This is a genomic window from Gemmobacter aquaticus (assembly GCF_007859075.1).
In the GTDB taxonomy this organism is placed as follows: Bacteria; Pseudomonadota; Alphaproteobacteria; order Rhodobacterales; family Rhodobacteraceae; genus Gemmobacter; species Gemmobacter aquaticus.
On the sequence record NZ_VOAK01000020.1, the window covers coordinates 92,930 to 108,480 of the forward strand.

Consider the following 15,551-nt stretch of genomic DNA (forward strand, 5'->3'; position numbering starts at 1 on the left):
CACAAGGCACGCCATGACGGAAGAGCCCCGCCCGGCCGGGCGCGTGTTTCTGGCCCCCGAGACGCCGCAGCCGCAGCGTCGCGCCGTTGCGGAACGCCTGATGGCGGATCACCCCGAGGTGTTCGGCAAGCCCGAGGATGCGATCGGCCTTTTGCGGTCGATCCATCTGCCCGCAAGCCGGCGGTGGGCCTTTCTGAACAATGGCAAGGCCGGAACGTCTTCGGCCCGTCGCTTTCTGTTCCAGATGGAATTCGGCGTGCCTCTGACGGTCGATTGGGATGTGCCGCATGACATCAACCCGGATGGGGTCGTGCACAGCCTGCAGGGGGGGGCAGGCATCTTCCGTCCCGCTATCGCGCTGCCCACGCCGCTTGCGGTGCTGGCCGGGTCGATGCGTCTGGCGACGGTGCGGCATCCGGTCAGCCGGGCCATTTCGGCCTTTGAATACCTCTGCAAGTCGCATGATCTGCGCCACAGCTGGTTCGTGCAGGATCGCCTGCGCATGAACGCCGTGCTGGGCTTTGACTGGACGCTCGACACGCGAAGCCCGCGCGGTTTTCTCAAGTTCCTCGACTATATCGCCTGGATGCAAGCCGAGGTGGGGCGCTTTGACATCAACCCGCATTGGCGCCCGCAGATCGACAACGTCGTGCCCACGATCTTCCGCCCGCAGATCATCGGACGACTGGAAGACATGGGGGCCTTCTACCGCGAGGTGGCCGACCAACTGGGGCAGCCCCTGCCGTCCGGTTTCGATGTGCGGGCTGCGAACCGCCAGACCTATGCGGGTGACCGTTCCGCTTGGCTGACGCCTGAGGCGCGCGACCGGATCGCCACCATCTATGCCGCTGATTTCGATTGGCTGGGCTATGACCCCGGGGGGGAGGCATGAGCGTCGAACTGACAGTCCTCGCTCTTGCGGGGCTCTTGCAGGCGGTGCAGTTCATTCTGTTCGCGCTGCCCGCCAATATGGAACTTGGCACCGGCTATACCTCTTCGGCCCGCGACAAGCCGCCTTCGCGGCAGCTTTCCATCACCACTGCGCGTATGCAACGGGCGATGAACAATCACTTCGAAGGGCTGATCCTGTTCACGCTCGCGGTGGTCGTGGTCACCCTGGGCGGCCAATCCACTGCGGTCACGCAGACGGCGGCCTGGGTCTACCTCGTCGCCCGCGTTCTCTACATCCCGGCCTATGCCTTCGGCTGGCGCCCATGGCGCTCGGCAATCTGGGGGATTGGCTTTTTTGCAACCGTCACCATGATCGTGGCCAGCCTGATCTGACCCGTTCAACCTGAACCAAATACCCCGGCGGTCCGGGGGCATAGCCCCCCGGCCTTCCGTACCACAGGAGATAGAAATGGCAGAATTCGATGTGATCGTGATCGGCGGCGGCCCCGGCGGCTATGTCTGCGCCATCCGCTGCGCGCAACTGGGGCTGAAGACCGCCTGTGTCGAAGGGCGCGAGACCCTGGGCGGCACCTGCCTCAATGTGGGGTGCATCCCCTCGAAAGCGCTGCTGAACGCGACGCACCATCTGCACGAGGTGCATGAGAACTTTGAAAAAATGGGCCTGATGGGGGCCAAGCCCAAGGTCGATTGGGCCAAGATGCAGGACTACAAGCAGGACGTGGTCAACGGCAACACAAAGGGCATCGAGTTCCTGTTCAAGAAGAACAAGATCACCTGGCTGAAGGGCTGGGGCTCTATCCCTGCCGCAGGTCAGGTGAAAGTGGGCGAAGAGATCCATTCGGCCAAGGCAATCGTCGTTGCGACCGGGTCAGAGCCTTCGTCCCTGCCGGGTGTCACGGTTGATGAAGAGGTCGTGGTGACCTCTACCGGGGCGCTTTCGCTGGGCAAGATCCCGAAATCGATGGTGGTGATCGGCGCGGGCGTCATCGGCCTTGAAATGGGCTCGGTCTATGCCCGCCTCGGGGCCGAGGTCACGGTGGTCGAATACCTCGACGCGATCACGCCCGGCATGGATGCCGAGGTCGCGAAGTCGTTCCAGAAACTGCTGGCGAAACAGGGCCTGAAGTTCATCCTCGGCGCTGCCGTGCAGGGAACCGAACGCACCAAGACCGGCGCGAAGGTGGCTTACAAGTTGCGCAAGGATGACAGCGCGCATGAGATTGCGGCCGATGTCGTGCTGGTTGCCACCGGTCGGCGCCCCTATACCGCTGGCCTCGGGCTGGAGGCTGCGGGCGTGGAGATGGAGCCGCGCGGTCAGGTCAAGATCGACGGCCACTTCCAGACCAATGTGAAGGGCATCTACGCCATCGGTGACGCCGTTGTCGGCCCAATGCTCGCGCACAAGGCCGAGGACGAGGGCATGGCGGTGGCCGAGGTGATCGCCGGCAAGCATGGCCATGTGAACTATGATGTGATCCCCGGCGTGATCTACACGACGCCCGAGGTCGCAAGCGTGGGCAAGACCGAAGAGCAGCTGAAGGCCGAGGGCCGCGCCTACAAGGTCGGCAAGTTCCCCTTCATGGGCAACGCCCGCGCCAAGGCAATCTTTCAGGCCGAAGGCTTCGTCAAGATGCTCGCCGACAAGGAGACGGACCGTATTCTTGGCTGCCACATCATCGGTCCGGGCGCAGGTGATCTGATCCACGAGGTTTGCGTCGCGATGGAATTTGGGGCCAGCGCACAGGACCTTGCCCTGACCTGCCATGCCCACCCCACCTACTCCGAGGCTGTGCGTGAGGCGGCGCTGGCCTGTGGAGACGGTGCGATCCACGCCTGATCGCAAGCGTAAATTGCACGAAAGCCCCGGTGTTCGGCCGGGGCTTTTGTCTTGTGCGCAACCATATCCTTGCGTCTGATGGCAGAGTGCGGATGCCTCCGGCGGGGGGATTTGGGCCAAGAGGAAGCCACATTCCCCTTGGTCAAATACCCTCGGGGGTGAGGGCGCGAACCGCCCCTTATTCGGCGGCCAGTGGCGCGCGATCAACGAGGGCCACGATATCAAGCATGATCCGGTTCAGCTCGAAATCCTTGGGGGTGTAGACGGCGGCGACACCCATCGCACGCAGTTTTTCGGCATCGTCCTCGGGGATGATGCCGCCCACCACCACCGGCACATGGTCAAGCCCGGCTGCGCGCATCCGATCCATCGTTTCGGCTATCAGCGGCAGGTGGCTGCCCGACAGGATCGACAGGCCCACGACATGTGACTGGTTTTCGGCGGCGGCGCTGACGATCTCGGCCGGGGTCAGGCGGATGCCGTCGTAGTGTATCTCCATTCCGCAATCGCGGGCGCGGGCGGCGATCTGTTCGGCGCCATTGGAGTGTCCGTCGAGCCCCGGCTTGCCCACGAGGAAGCTGAGCTTCCGGCCCAGCTTGGACGACACCGCCGAGACCGCCTCGCGGATCGGGTCGAGCCCCTCGGTCCGGTTCGAAGGGTTCATCGACACGCCGGTCGGGCCGCGATATTGGCCAAAGGCCGCACGGACGGTGGCACCCCATTCGCCCGTCGTGGCGCCTGCCTTGGCGGCGGCAATCGACGCGGGCATGACGTTCTCGCCGCTGGCGCAGGCTGCGCGCAGGGCCGATAGCGCCGACTGAACGGCCGCCTCGTCGCGGGATGTGCGCCAGGCCTGCAGCCGCTCGATCTGGTCACGCTCGGCGGCCTCATCCACCACCATGATCGCGCCATCTCCGGCGGTCAGGGGCGAGGGGGCGGCCTCGGTCCAGCGGTTCACCCCGACCACGGTTGTTTCCTTGCCTTCGATCCGGGCGATGCGTTCGGCATTGGCCTCAACCAGACGGCCCTTCATGTAGTCGATGGCGGCAACGGCACCGCCCATGGCGTCGATCTGGGCCAGTTCTGCGCGCGCGCCGTCTTTCAGCGCCTGAACCTTGCGATCCACGGCGGGGTTGCCATCGAACAGGTCTTCGTACTCAAGCAGGTCTGTCTCATAGGCGAGGATCTGCTGCATGCGCAGTGACCACTGCTGATCCCAGGGGCGCGGCAGGCCAAGTGCCTCGTTCCAGGCGGGCAGTTGCACCGCGCGGGCACGCGCCTTTTTCGAAAGTGTCACGGCCAGCATCTCGATCAGGATGCGGTAGACGTTGTTTTCCGGCTGCTGTTCGGTCAGGCCCAGCGAGTTGACCTGCACGCCATAGCGGAAGCGGCGATATTTGGCGTCCTGCACGCCGTAGCGCTCCAGCAGGATCTCGTCCCACAGATCGACAAAGGCGCGCATCTTGCAGAGCTCGGTCACAAAGCGGATGCCGGCGTTTACAAAAAACGATATTCGGCCGACCATATTGGGGAAATCTTCGGACGAAACTTTCCCTTTCAGATCATCCAGCACGGCGCAGGCGGTTGCGAGGGCAAAGGCCAGTTCCTGCTCGGGCGTCGCGCCTGCCTCTTGCAGGTGGTAGGAACACACGTTCATCGGGTTCCATTTCGGCAGATGCTTCTGCGTATAGGCGGCGACGTCGGTGATCATCCGAAGGCTGGGTTTCGGCGGGCAGATATAGGTGCCACGGCTGAGGTATTCCTTGATGATGTCGTTCTGCACCGTGCCCTGCAGCTTGGTGACATCGGCGCCCTGTTCCTCGGCTGCGGCAATATAGAGCGCGAGCAGCCAGGGTGCTGTCGCGTTGATCGTCATCGAGGTGTTCATCTGCTCTAGCGGGATCTGGTCGAACAGCGCCCGCATGTCGCCCAGATGGCTGACGGGTACGCCCACCTTGCCCACCTCGCCCCGCGCCAGTTCATGGTCGCTGTCATAGCCGGTCTGGGTGGGCAGGTCGAAGGCGACGGAAAGCCCGGTCTGTCCTTTGGCAAGGTTGGTGCGATACAGTGCGTTCGACGCCTTGGCCGTGGAATGCCCCGCATAAGTGCGGAACAGCCATGGGGTATCCTTTGCTTGGGTCATCGCGGGCCTCATGAATCGGATCGGCAATAATATTGCTGCGGTGCAGTTATGGGGGAAAGAATATGGCGCTGTCAATTCGCCGCGTTGCGGCATGACCGGATTGTTGCAGCGGCGGCAATTGCCTAAGGTCAGGGCATGACGACAACTGTGGAACTCCCTCTCTGGCTGGTGGTGCTGGCCCTCTCGCTCGCCGCCATCGCCGCGCTGGAGCGGGTGTTGATGCCCTCGGCGCGCTGGTTCTTGCGGCGGCGGGCGGAACGGATGGTTACCCGGCTGAACACGCATCTGGCGCGTCCCATCCAGCCGTTTCGACTGATGGCGCGGGCGGATCGGATCGTGCAGCTGACCTACGACCGCCAGGTGATGCAGGCCGCAATGGACCATGCGCGCGAAACCGGCACGCCAGAACCCGTCGCCTTCCAGGCCGCCCGGCGCGCGGCGCGCGAGATCGTCCCGGGTTTTTCGGCGCTTCTCTATTTCGGGGTCGCCACAAAGGCCGCGCGCTGGCTGAGCAGGGCGCTCTATGACGTACGGGTGGGGCGCGTCGACGCGACACTCGCGCAGATTGACCGAGAGGCGACGGTCGTCTTTGTGATGAACCATCGCAGCAACATGGACTATGTGCTGGTAACATGGCTTGTCGCAAATCGATCGGCCCTGTCCTACGCGGTGGGCGAATGGGCGCGGGTCTGGCCTTTGTCTGCGATGATCCGGGCGATGGGGGCGTTTTTCGTGCGGCGCAGCTCGCGAGATGCGCTCTATCGCCGGGTGCTGGCGCGCTATGTGCAGACGATCACCGCCGAAGGCGTGACGCAGGCGATTTTTCCCGAGGGCGGACTAAGCCTGAACGGGCGAGTCGGCGCGGCGAAGGTCGGGCTGATCACCTATATCCTTCAGGATTTTGGGCCGGGGCACCGCGATGTGGTCTTTGTGCCCGTCGGGATCGCCTATGACCGCGTGTTGGAGGACCGGGTGCTGGTCGAGGCTGCCGCGCGCGGGGACCGGCGGTTCAGCGCGGGCTGGCTGGGCGTTCTGTCCTTTCTTGCGCGCATGGCGCGGCGCAAGTGGCAGGGGCGCTACACGGGCTTCGGCACCGCCGCGGTAAGTTTCGGCGCCCCCCTGTCGTTGCGCGGCTGGCTTGAGGGGCACGCGCCCGACCCCGAGATGCTGAGTGCCGCCCTGATGGCGCGGGTGCAAGAGGTGGTTCCGGCCCTGTCCGTGCCCTTGGTGGCCGCCGCGATCCGCACGGGTGCGCGCGATGTGGCGGCAGTGACGGCCTCGGTCTCGGCGATGGTCGGGCTGCTCCAAGCGCGCGGGGTGCCGGTTGAACTGCCTGATGGTGGCGAGGAGGTTGCTGTCCGGCAGGGGCTTAACACCTTGATCGCGCGCGGGATCGTGTCGGACGAGGGCGGGTTCCACATCGTGCCGGACAAGGCCGCTCTTGGCGCATTTCAGGCCGCTTCCGTCGAGCAGCACCTTACACCCTAGGGCTTTCCCGCCTGTTTCCGTCACTGGGCTGTCGTGTCGCTGTGATTTGATGCAGAACCGCGCTATGCTGCATTGCAGCAATGGGGGAATCGTATGGGCAAGGTCATTACCGTGGCACAGCAGAAGGGCGGCGCCGGCAAGACTACGCTGGCGGTTACCCTTGCGGGCGCCTTTGTCAGACAGGGGCTATCGGTTGCTTTGCTGGACAGCGATCCGCAAGGAACCCTGGGGCGTTGGTTCATGACCCGTCTTGAACGTCTGGGCGCGCCGGATCTGGAGTTCTCGACCGCCTCGGCCTGGGGCGTGGGGTATGAAGTGCGCAAGCTGCGCAGCAGCCATGACATCGTGATCATTGACACGCCGCCCAAGGCAGACAGCGACCTGCGTCCCGCCCTGCGCGAGGCCGATCTGGTTCTGGTGCCGGTGACGGCCAGCCATGTGGATCTTTGGGCGACGGACGGCGTGCTTGATCTTGTGGCGCGTGAAAGCGGTCGGGCGTTGATCGTGCTGAACCGGATGTCGGGCGGCACGCGCCTGTCCGAAGAGGTGGCGCTGGCGGCCGAAGGGGTTGCGCGGGTTGCGGGCGCCCGGCTCGGCTCTCGGGTGGCCTATGCCGAGACGCTGGGGCAGGGGGCTTCTGCCATTGATGCCCGCGGGCAGGCTGCAGCCGAGGCCAAAGCGCTGGCGGCCGAGGTGCTGGCCGAGCTGGAGGCCTGAGCCCCTAGGCCAACGGGCCTTGTGCCTCAAGGTGGCGCCACGCAGTTGAGATGCGGGCCCCGAAAGGGAACGTCGCAGGAATCAGAAGGGCGGCGGGACTGTCCGCCGCCCTTTCGCATCACTGATTACCGCGTGAACTTCTTGTGCTTTACCCGTTTCGGGTTGACCGAATCGGGGCCAAGGCGGCGGATCTTGTCTTCTTCATAGGCCTGGAAGTTGCCTTCGAACCATTCGACATGGGCATCGCCTTCAAAGGCGAGGATATGCGTGCACAGACGGTCGAGGAAGAAACGGTCGTGGCTGATGATCACCGCGCAGCCGGCAAAGTTCTCGATCGCGGCTTCCAGCGCCTGCAGGGTTTCAACGTCCAGATCGTTGGTCGGCTCGTCGAGCAGCAGGACGTTGCCGCCCGAACGCAGCAGCTTGGCCATGTGCACGCGATTGCGCTCACCTCCCGAGAGGATGCCGACCTTCTTCTGCTGGTCCGACCCTTTGAAGTTGAAGGCCGAGCAATAGGCGCGGCTGTTCACCTCGGCGTCGCCAAGCTGCACGATGTCCAGCGCGTCGGTGATCTCTTCCCAGACGTTCTTGTTGGGGTCGAGCGCATCGCGCGACTGGTCCACGAAGGAAAGCTGCACAGTCTCCCCAAGGGTGATGGTGCCTTCATCGGGTTGTTCCTGCCCGATGATCATCTTCATCAGTGTCGATTTACCCGCGCCGTTGGGGCCGATCACGCCCACGATGCCACCCGGCGGCAGCGTGAAGCTCAGGTTCTCTATCAGCAGCTTGTCGCCCATGTGCTTGCGCACATTGTCAAACTCGATGACCTTCGAGCCAAGGCGCGGCCCGTGCGGAATGATGATCTGCGCGCGCCCAACCAGTTCCTTGACAGATTCGTCGGCCATCTTTTCATAGGCTTGGATACGGGCCTTGGACTTGGCCTGACGGGCCTTGGCGCCGGCGCGGATCCATTCAAGTTCCTTTTCCAGCGCCTTCTGCTTGGCCTTGTCCTCGCGCGCTTCCTGCGCAAGCCGCTTGGCCTTGGCGTCCAGCCACGAGGAGTAGTTCCCTTCGTGCGGGATGCCGCGGCCGCGTTCCAGTTCGAGGATCCAGGTGGTGATGTCATCGAGGAAGTAACGGTCGTGGGTGACCGTCAGGATGGTGCCCTTGTACTCGATCAGGTGCTTCTGCAGCCAGGCGATGGTTTCGGCATCAAGGTGGTTGGTCGGTTCGTCCAGCAGCAGCATGTCGGGCGCCTCAAGCAGCAGCTTGCAGAGCGCGACCCGGCGCTTTTCACCACCCGAGAGCGTTTCGACATTGGCATCATCGGGCGGGCAGCGCAGGGCCTCGAGCGCGACATCGATCTGGCTGTCCAGATCCCACAGGTTCTCGGCGTCGATCTCGTCCTGCAGGCGCGACATCTCTTCGGCCGTCTCGTCCGAGTAGTTCATGGCGAGTTCGTTATAGCGGTCGAGCTTGGCCTGCTTTTCGGCAACGCCCAGCTTGACGTTTTCGCGCACGGTCAGCGCGGGGTCGAGCTGCGGCTCTTGCGGCAGATAGCCCACCTTGGCGCCCTTGGCGGCCCAGGCTTCGCCCTGAAAATCCTTGTCCCAGCCAGCCATGACGCGCAGCAGGGTCGATTTACCGGCGCCGTTGACGCCGACGACGCCAATTTTCACGCCGGGCAGAAAGTTCAGGTGGATGTTTTCGAAAACCTTCTTGCCGCCGGGATAGGTCTTGGAGACGCCATCCATGTGATAGACGTATTGATACGAGGCCATAGGGGTGCTCCATGTTCCGGAATTGCCCCTCCTCTATCCGCCCCGCGCGCGCTCTGCAATGGATTGACGGTTCAATGAGGGCAATGATCGTTGCCTGAGGGGGGCTTTTGCCATTGGCAAGGCCGTAGGGCCATGTATTCAGAGGGATAGGGGCAATACCCGGCAAAGGTCGCCGGGCAAGGGGTGGGACACGGGCATGCGGCAGGGATTTCCGATTGCCACGCGCGGCATGAAGATCGGGCTTCTCGGCGGCTCGTTCGATCCTGCACATGAGGGGCATGTGCATATCACGCGCGAGGCGTTGCGCCGTTTTGGCCTGGACCGCGTCTGGTGGCTGGTCAGTCCCGGCAACCCCCTGAAGCGGCGCCAGCCCGCCCCCATGGCCCAGCGTCTGGCGCAGGCGCGGTCGATCATGCGCCACCCGCGGGTGATGATCACCGACCTCGAGGTGCATCTGGGCACCCGATACACGGCGCAGACCATCCGCAAGCTGCGCGCGCTTTATCCCGGTGTGCGGTTCGTCTGGCTGATGGGGGCCGACAATCTGGTGCAGTTCCACCGGTGGGAGCAGTGGGAGGAGATCATGCGCATGACGCCCATCGGGGTTCTGGCCCGTCCGGGTTGGGGCGTAAAGGGGCGCATGGGGCGCGCCGCGCGGGTCTATGCGACCGACCGCGTGACCGAAGGCGCGGCGGGTGATCTGGGCGATATCGCGCCGCCGGCATGGGTTCTGGCCGACGTGCCCCTGAACGATCTGTCCTCGACCGCCATCCGCGCCAAGGGCGAATGGGGCAAAAGCGGCCCCGGCGGTACCAGGCGTTAGGGCCGGACGGGGGCTGTCTGCCCCCGCGCGCCTTCGGCGCTTCCCCCGAGGATATTTGGCAAAGGAAAGAACCCGGTCTGTCCCGCTTTCCTTTCTGAAATATCCTCAGGGGGTGAATGGGCCTACAGGCCCAGAGGGGGCGCGAGCGCCCCCTTTCTTTTCGCGTCAGCCGCCCGACGGCGCGGGCTCCGCGGGGGCGGGCTCTGTTTGCGCCGGTGCGGGTTCGGGTGCGGGTTCGGGGGCCGCGACAAGGATGCCGTTCAGCCAAGTGCCTTCGCTGACCTGCCCTGTCGCATAGGTCAGCTTGCCCTGACCCTCTCGCTTGCCCTTGACGAATTCGCCCTCATAAACATCGCGATTGCCGTAGGTTGCGGTGCCCTTGCCGGTCATCTCGCCACCCTGCCACTGGCCGTTGTAGCGGAAGCCGTCGGGCATCACGATCTCGCCCTGGCCCTGGCGAACGCCAGCGACGAAATCACCGGTGTAGGTTGAACCGTCGGGATAGCGCGCCATGCCCTTGCCGGTGCGCTTGCCCGCCTTCCAGTCGCCATCATAGCTATAGCCATCGGGGCGGTTCAGCTTGCCCTTGCCGTCCGCCTGTTCGCCCTTGAACATCCCCTCATAGACCGCGCCGTCCTTGTAGGTGGCCCGGCCCTGTCCCTCGATCTCGCCCATGGTCCAGTTGCCATCATAGCTTGACCCGTCGGGATAGGTAATCTTGCCACGTCCATGGGGTTCATCGGCCTTGAAGGAGCCCTCATAGGTCGAGCCATCGGCGTAGCGCAGCTTGCCCGCGCCTTCCATCTTTCCGGCCTTCCAGTCGCCATCGTAGCTGAAGCCGTCGGCAGTGCGGAAGATGCCCTTGCCCTCGCGCCGGTCGGCGGTGAACTGGCCCTCATAGACCGCGCCATCCTTGTAGGTCATCTTGCCACGGCCCTGGCGGACACCATCGACAAAGGCGCCTTCATAGACCGATCCATCAGGCAGCGTGAGCTTGCCCAGGCCGTTGATCTGGCCCTTGGCCCAGTCCCCTTCGTAGATCAGCCCGTCAGGCATGGTCAGCTTGCCTTTGCCCTCGCGCTGGCCGGCCTTCATCGCGCCCTCATAGACCGTGCCATCGGGGTAGGTGAGCTTGCCCGATCCCTCTTTCTGGCCCGCGATCCAGTCACCCTCATAGACGGCCTTGCTGGCGGAGGTGAGCTTGCCCTTACCGTCGTGCTTGCCGTCCTTGAAGCCGCCCTCGTAGACCGAGCCATCCGCATAGCGCGCCACGCCCTCGCCGGCGATCACGCCGTCTTCCCACTTGCCGTCATAGCTTGATCCGTCGGCATAGGTGATCTTGCCCACGCCAAAGGGCTTTCCGCCGAGAAAATCGCCCTCATAGACCGATCCGTTGGGATAGCGCGCCACGCCGCGCCCGCGAATTTCGCCGTTCACCCATTCGCCGGCATATTCATAGCCATTGGGCAGCCGATAGATGCCTGTGCCATGCTGGCGACCTTCGAGGAAGGTGCCCTCGTAGACTGATCCGTCGTCGTATTGTTTGACCAGAACGTCGCTGAGCTCGTCCTGCGCAAAGGTTGGCACGGCCATCAGCCCAAGCAACAGACCCGCAGTCCCGATTACTCGACGCATAATCGACTCCATTTCTTGTCACCTTTTCCTTGGCTGTCAGTCTGCTAGAAAGCAAGACAAATCCTCGGGACACCGCGCCCGCGAAGACCGGAGAGCTTGCCAATGACCAGCCGTTTCCGCCTGACGCTCGCGCAGTTGAACCCCACAGTCGGTGCCATCGACGATAACGCCCGCCTCGCGCGTGACGCCTGGGATCACGCAAGGGCCGCAGGAGCCGATATGCTGGCGCTGACAGAGATGTTCATCACCGGCTACCAGACGCAGGACCTGATCCTGAAGCCCGTTTTTGTCGAACGGGCGGAGGCTGCCCTGATGCAGCTTGCGCGGGATTGCGCCGAGGGGCCTGCGATCGGCATCGGCGCCCCGGCGCTGATCGATGGCAAGCTCTACAACGCCTATTGGGTGCTTCAGGCCGGCAAGGTGGTGGCCAAGGTCCTGAAGCACCATCTGCCCAACACCGATGTGTTCGACGAAAAGCGCGTGTTCACGCCTGCAGATGTTTCAGGCCCTTACCGGATCGGGCCGATCCGTATCGGTACACCGATTTGCGAGGATGCCTGGCACCCTGATGTGGCCGAGACGCTGCAGGAAACCGGGGCGGAGATTCTGCTGGTGCCCAACGGCTCGCCCTATCACCGGGGCAAGCCGAACCTGCGGTTGAACCTGATGGTGGCGCGGGTGGTCGAGACCGGGTTGCCGCTGGTGTATCTGAACATGGTGGGTGGGCAGGACGATCAAGTGTTTGACGGATCCTCCATGGTGCTGAACCCCGGAGGGGAGCTTGCGGTGCAGATGCCGCAGTTCGACGACTGCATCACCCATGTGGATTTCGTGCAGCACGATCAGGGCTGGCGCGCCGAACCCGGCATGGTCGTCGAGATCCCCCGCGTTTGGGAGGCGGATTACCGCGCCTGCGTGATGGCCTTGCAGGACTACATGGCCAAGACGGGCTTCACCAAGGCACTGCTCGGCCTGTCGGGCGGGGTCGATTCAGCACTGGTTGCCACGATCGCGGCAGACGCCCTTGGGCCTGAGAATGTGCGCTGTGTGATGCTGCCCTCGGCCTACACCTCGGCGCACTCGCTGGAGGATGCGGGGGAATGTGCGCGGCTTCTGGGTGTGCGGCTTGATACCGTGCCGATTGGCGGGGCGCAGGGCGCTGTAGGTGAGGCTTTGGCGGAGCTCTTTGCCGGGACACAGCCGGGCATCACCGAGGAGAATATCCAGAGCCGCCTGCGCGGCGTGATGCTGATGGCGATCTCCAACAAGTTCGGTGAGATGCTGCTGACCACTGGCAACAAGTCTGAAGTCGCAGTCGGCTATTGCACGATCTATGGCGACATGAACGGCGGCTACAACCCGCTGAAGGACATGTACAAGACCCGCGTGTTCGAGACCTGCCGCTGGCGCAACGCCAATCACCGTCCCTGGATGAAGGGGCCCGAGGGCGTGGTGATCCCCGACCGGATCATCACCAAGCCGCCAAGCGCCGAACTCCGGCCAAACCAGACCGATCAGGACAGCCTTCCGCCCTACGAGGTGCTGGACGCCATTCTTGAAGGGCTGGTCGACAAGGAGTTGTCGGTTGCCGACATCGTCGCGCAGGGGTTTGACCGGGCGACTGTCAAGCGGGTGGAGCATCTGCTCTACATCAGTGAATACAAGCGCTTCCAGTCTGCCCCAGGGGTGCGTCTGACGCCGAAGTCCTTCTGGCTGGATCGCCGCTATCCGATCGCGATGCGTTTCCGCGACCCCTCGTGACACTGGTGCTTTCCACCGTCGCCGCGCTGGAAAGATGAGGGGGCTGTCTGCCCCCTCTGGGCCTTGCGGCCCATTCACCCCCGAGGATATTTCGAAAAAGAAGAAAGCAGTGGGCCGGCCCGTCAGGGCGCGGGCCACAGTGTACGGCGAAGGAAGGCCGCGGTGGACTCGGCGACGCGGTCGTCGAACCAATGGCCGAGCCCGGTCCAGAGGTGAAGGTCAACCGGGCGGCCGCTTGCGCCCCAGTGCCTTGCGGCGCGGAGGGCGTCATCTGCGGGGATCACGGGGTCATCCAGGCCGTGCGACAGGATGACCGGCGGGCCGGGCACCACGGGGCCTGTGCGCACCAGCCGTCCTGACAGGGCCGCCAGCGCCGCGACGGGCCAGCGGCCGGTCATCACCGCATCAACCGACATGATGGCGCCCTGCGAAAAGCCGACCAGAGCCACGCGGTTCAGACGCCCGGCGAAGCCCGCGTCGGCGATCGTCTGCTGCAAAAGGGTGTCAAACCCGGCGCGTGCCGCGCGCAGTCGTGGCGGTCGGTTGCGTCCGTTTATCCCGGTCATGCTGAACCACTGGCGTCCCTGAGCATCCCAATCGCAGGGCTGGGGCGCGTCAGGGCAGGCGAAGGTTGCGCCGGGCAGGTGCGGGGCGATCAGGGCTGCGAGTTCCTCAAGATGCGCGCCGCGCCCGCCGACCCCGTGCAGGATAACGACCAGTACCTCAGTGCCTGCCTGCCCAGTCATGTCAGGACCACCGGCTGAACGGTGGCCATCAGGCGAGCGACGTCCTCGGCGCGGCAGAGGTCGGTGGCCGGGGTCATGCAGGCGGCCGCAGCGGCAGCGACCGCGTGTGCCAGCATCTCGGCCCGTCCTGCCCCACGTGCGGCGGCCAGTACCAGGGCCGCGACGAACGTATCCCCTGCGCCCACGGCACTGACGACCCGAACCGCGGGGGCGGGGGCAAAGAGCCTGCCCGCGGCATCGGCCAGGACCGAGCCTTCGGCGCCGCGCGCGATGATCACGCAGCGTGCGATGCCTGCAGCAACAAGGTCTTGCGCAAAGGCCGCCGAATCCTCGCGGCGGGGCAGGGGGCGACCGGCCAAGCCTTCGGCCTCGGCATCATCCATCCGCAGTATCGCAAGGCCCGGTACGGGCGATTTGACTGCAGATGCCAGCGCCGCCCCGGACGTATCCAGAACCAGTTGCGCATCTGGCGGGATCTCCATTGCAACCAGCGTCGCAAAATCATCGGGGATGCCGGGGGGCTGGCTTCCCGACAGCACCACCATCGTGCCGGGGGACGCGATCTCGCGCAGGCGGGTCAGCAGGCGGTCCATGTCCGCCCGTTCCCAATGCTCGCCCGGCAGGACAAAGCGGAACTGCTGTCCCGAGGTGCGATCTGTTACAGCAAGGCTCTGCCGTGTCTCGCCCGGGGCGGAGACGATACTATGGCCCACGCCCTCACGCCGCAGGCAAGCGGCAAGACGCAGGCCAGTTGCCCCGCCAAGCGCGACCAGCGCCAGCGACTCCCCTCCCAGAATGCGAATGGCGCGGGATACGTTGATGCCACCGCCACCGGGATCGACGACGGGCGGCGCGCAGCGCAATTTCGGCCCGGCAACAACTTTGGCTACGGATGTCGCGATGTCGAGCGCAGGGTTCAGTGTGAGGGTCAGGATCGGGGTCATGGGGCTCCTCTGGCCCAAGACTGCCAGAGCACCCATTGCGAGGCAACGGGCCATGAAAACCGATTTGTGCAAGGTTGCACAAGTCTTACGCGAAACTATGGGATGTGCGGAGTGCGGGATCTGCGCTTAACTCGGGTCAGTCAGCCAACCATGGAGCGCGCCGATGTCTGCCGTCAAACTCGCCATCGTCTTCTACTCGACCTACGCGACCAACCTTGAAATGGCCCGCATCGCTGCCGAAGCCGCCAAGGCCACCGGCGCCGAAGTGCGCCTGCTGCGCGTCGCTGAAACCGCTCCGGAGGCCGTGGTGAACGGTCAGGATGCGTGGAAGGCCACGCTCGACAAGATGCAGGACATTCCTGTCGCGACGCCTGCGGATATGGAATGGGCCAATGCCTATCTCTTCTCGACACCCACCCGCTTTGGTCAGGCGGCCTCGCAAATGCGCGCATTCATCGACACGCTGGGCGGGGTGTGGTTCCAGGGGAAACTGGCCAACAAGGCGATCTCGGCGATGACCTCGGCGCAGAACCCGCATGGTGGGCAAGAGGCGACGACTCTGGGCCTTTACACCACCTTCCTGCACTGGGGGTCGGTGATTGTGGCGCCGGGCTATACGGACCAGTCGATCTTTGCAGCGGGCGGCAACCCCTATGGCTACAGCCATACCCAGGGCAAGCCGTTCGGAGATGTGGAAAAGGCCGCGATCAGCCATCAGGTCAAGCGTCTGGTCGAGATCGCGGGCAAGCTTTCCGCCTGAGGAA

Annotated in this window: 13 protein-coding genes; 8 read left to right on the forward strand and 5 right to left on the reverse strand. The window is 64.4% G+C overall.

What is annotated here, in order from left to right; genetic code table 11:
• Positions 1-13 precede the first annotated feature (13 nt).
• The 3 genes from FQU74_RS10180 to lpdA all read left to right on the forward strand — a co-directional run bounded on the left by FQU74_RS10180 (position 14) and on the right by lpdA (position 2,749).
• Positions 14-892, forward strand: a complete 879-nt coding sequence (locus tag FQU74_RS10180; RefSeq protein WP_158635574.1) for a sulfotransferase family 2 domain-containing protein — start codon at positions 14-16, stop codon at positions 890-892.
• Entirely contained in the window at positions 889-1,284 is a 396-nt protein-coding gene (locus tag FQU74_RS10185) for an MAPEG family protein (protein ID WP_146286364.1), read from the forward strand. The genes FQU74_RS10180 and FQU74_RS10185 overlap by 4 nt, the downstream gene beginning before the upstream one ends.
• A 76-nt stretch (positions 1,285-1,360) precedes the next feature.
• Positions 1,361-2,749, forward strand: coding sequence for a dihydrolipoyl dehydrogenase (gene lpdA / locus FQU74_RS10190; RefSeq protein WP_146286365.1), 1,389 nt, complete (start codon positions 1,361-1,363; stop codon positions 2,747-2,749).
• Between the two features lie 178 nt (positions 2,750-2,927).
• On the opposite strand, the gene FQU74_RS10195 is transcribed toward lpdA, so the two are convergent.
• On the reverse strand, positions 2,928-4,892 hold the full coding sequence (locus tag FQU74_RS10195) for a protein meaA (RefSeq protein WP_146286366.1): 1,965 nt from the start codon (positions 4,890-4,892) through the stop codon (positions 2,928-2,930).
• 135 nt (positions 4,893-5,027) lie between these two features.
• Between FQU74_RS10195 and FQU74_RS10200 the strand changes: the two genes are divergently transcribed.
• Positions 5,028-6,380 (forward strand): 1-acyl-sn-glycerol-3-phosphate acyltransferase, encoded by a 1,353-nt coding sequence (locus FQU74_RS10200; RefSeq protein WP_146286367.1) that lies wholly within the window; start codon positions 5,028-5,030, stop codon positions 6,378-6,380.
• 93 nt (positions 6,381-6,473) lie between these two features.
• Positions 6,474-7,097, forward strand: a complete 624-nt coding sequence (gene parA, locus FQU74_RS10205) for a ParA family partition ATPase (RefSeq protein ID WP_146286368.1) — start codon at positions 6,474-6,476, stop codon at positions 7,095-7,097.
• A gap of 125 nt (positions 7,098-7,222) precedes the next feature.
• Here the strand turns inward: parA and ettA are convergent, their stop codons facing one another.
• The gene (gene ettA, locus FQU74_RS10210) at positions 7,223-8,878 is read right to left on the reverse strand and encodes an energy-dependent translational throttle protein EttA (protein WP_146286369.1); all 1,656 of its coding nucleotides are present in this window, start codon (positions 8,876-8,878) and stop codon (positions 7,223-7,225) included.
• 196 nt (positions 8,879-9,074) lie between these two features.
• Between ettA and FQU74_RS10215 the strand changes: the two genes are divergently transcribed.
• Positions 9,075-9,701, forward strand: a complete 627-nt coding sequence (locus FQU74_RS10215; RefSeq protein WP_146286370.1) for a nicotinate-nucleotide adenylyltransferase — start codon at positions 9,075-9,077, stop codon at positions 9,699-9,701.
• A 165-nt stretch (positions 9,702-9,866) separates the two neighbouring features.
• Here FQU74_RS10215 and FQU74_RS10220 read toward each other — a convergent pair whose 3' ends face one another.
• Positions 9,867-11,348 (reverse strand): MORN repeat-containing protein, encoded by a 1,482-nt coding sequence (locus FQU74_RS10220; protein ID WP_241659875.1) that lies wholly within the window; start codon positions 11,346-11,348, stop codon positions 9,867-9,869.
• Between the two features lie 90 nt (positions 11,349-11,438).
• On the opposite strand from FQU74_RS10220, the gene FQU74_RS10225 reads away from it, so the two are divergent.
• Complete coding sequence (locus FQU74_RS10225; protein ID WP_146286371.1) at positions 11,439-13,097, forward strand: NAD+ synthase; 1,659 nt, start codon at positions 11,439-11,441, stop codon at positions 13,095-13,097.
• Between the two features lie 122 nt (positions 13,098-13,219).
• Here FQU74_RS10225 and FQU74_RS10230 read toward each other — a convergent pair whose 3' ends face one another.
• Both FQU74_RS10230 and FQU74_RS10235 read right to left on the reverse strand, forming a co-directional pair.
• Positions 13,220-13,843, reverse strand: coding sequence for an alpha/beta hydrolase (locus tag FQU74_RS10230; protein WP_146286372.1), 624 nt, complete (start codon positions 13,841-13,843; stop codon positions 13,220-13,222).
• A complete protein-coding gene (locus tag FQU74_RS10235; RefSeq protein WP_146286373.1) occupies positions 13,840-14,787 on the reverse strand; it encodes a 1-phosphofructokinase family hexose kinase in 948 nt (315 codons plus the stop codon). Before FQU74_RS10235 ends, FQU74_RS10230 begins: the two co-directional genes overlap by 4 nt.
• 163 nt (positions 14,788-14,950) lie before the next feature.
• On the opposite strand from FQU74_RS10235, the gene wrbA reads away from it, so the two are divergent.
• Positions 14,951-15,547, forward strand: coding sequence for an NAD(P)H:quinone oxidoreductase type IV (wrbA, locus tag FQU74_RS10240; RefSeq protein WP_146286374.1), 597 nt, complete (start codon positions 14,951-14,953; stop codon positions 15,545-15,547).
• Positions 15,548-15,551 lie beyond the last annotated feature (4 nt).

Excerpts from the sequence above, each read along its gene's own strand:
- FQU74_RS10180 (WP_158635574.1), top strand. The coding sequence starts at position 14 with ATGACGGAAGAGCCCCGCCCGGCCGGGCGCGTGTTTCTGGCCCCCGAG.
- FQU74_RS10185 (WP_146286364.1), top strand. The coding sequence starts at position 889 with ATGAGCGTCGAACTGACAGTCCTCGCTCTTGCGGGGCTCTTGCAGGCG.
- lpdA (WP_146286365.1), top strand. The coding sequence starts at position 1,361 with ATGGCAGAATTCGATGTGATCGTGATCGGCGGCGGCCCCGGCGGCTAT.
- FQU74_RS10195 (WP_146286366.1), bottom strand. The coding sequence starts at position 4,892 with ATGACCCAAGCAAAGGATACCCCATGGCTGTTCCGCACTTATGCGGGG.
- FQU74_RS10200 (WP_146286367.1), top strand. The coding sequence starts at position 5,028 with ATGACGACAACTGTGGAACTCCCTCTCTGGCTGGTGGTGCTGGCCCTC.
- parA (WP_146286368.1), top strand. The coding sequence starts at position 6,474 with ATGGGCAAGGTCATTACCGTGGCACAGCAGAAGGGCGGCGCCGGCAAG.
- ettA (WP_146286369.1), bottom strand. The coding sequence starts at position 8,878 with ATGGCCTCGTATCAATACGTCTATCACATGGATGGCGTCTCCAAGACC.
- FQU74_RS10215 (WP_146286370.1), top strand. The coding sequence starts at position 9,075 with ATGCGGCAGGGATTTCCGATTGCCACGCGCGGCATGAAGATCGGGCTT.
- FQU74_RS10220 (WP_241659875.1), bottom strand. The coding sequence starts at position 11,348 with ATGGAGTCGATTATGCGTCGAGTAATCGGGACTGCGGGTCTGTTGCTT.
- FQU74_RS10225 (WP_146286371.1), top strand. The coding sequence starts at position 11,439 with ATGACCAGCCGTTTCCGCCTGACGCTCGCGCAGTTGAACCCCACAGTC.
- FQU74_RS10230 (WP_146286372.1), bottom strand. The coding sequence starts at position 13,843 with ATGACTGGGCAGGCAGGCACTGAGGTACTGGTCGTTATCCTGCACGGG.
- FQU74_RS10235 (WP_146286373.1), bottom strand. The coding sequence starts at position 14,787 with ATGACCCCGATCCTGACCCTCACACTGAACCCTGCGCTCGACATCGCG.
- wrbA (WP_146286374.1), top strand. The coding sequence starts at position 14,951 with ATGTCTGCCGTCAAACTCGCCATCGTCTTCTACTCGACCTACGCGACC.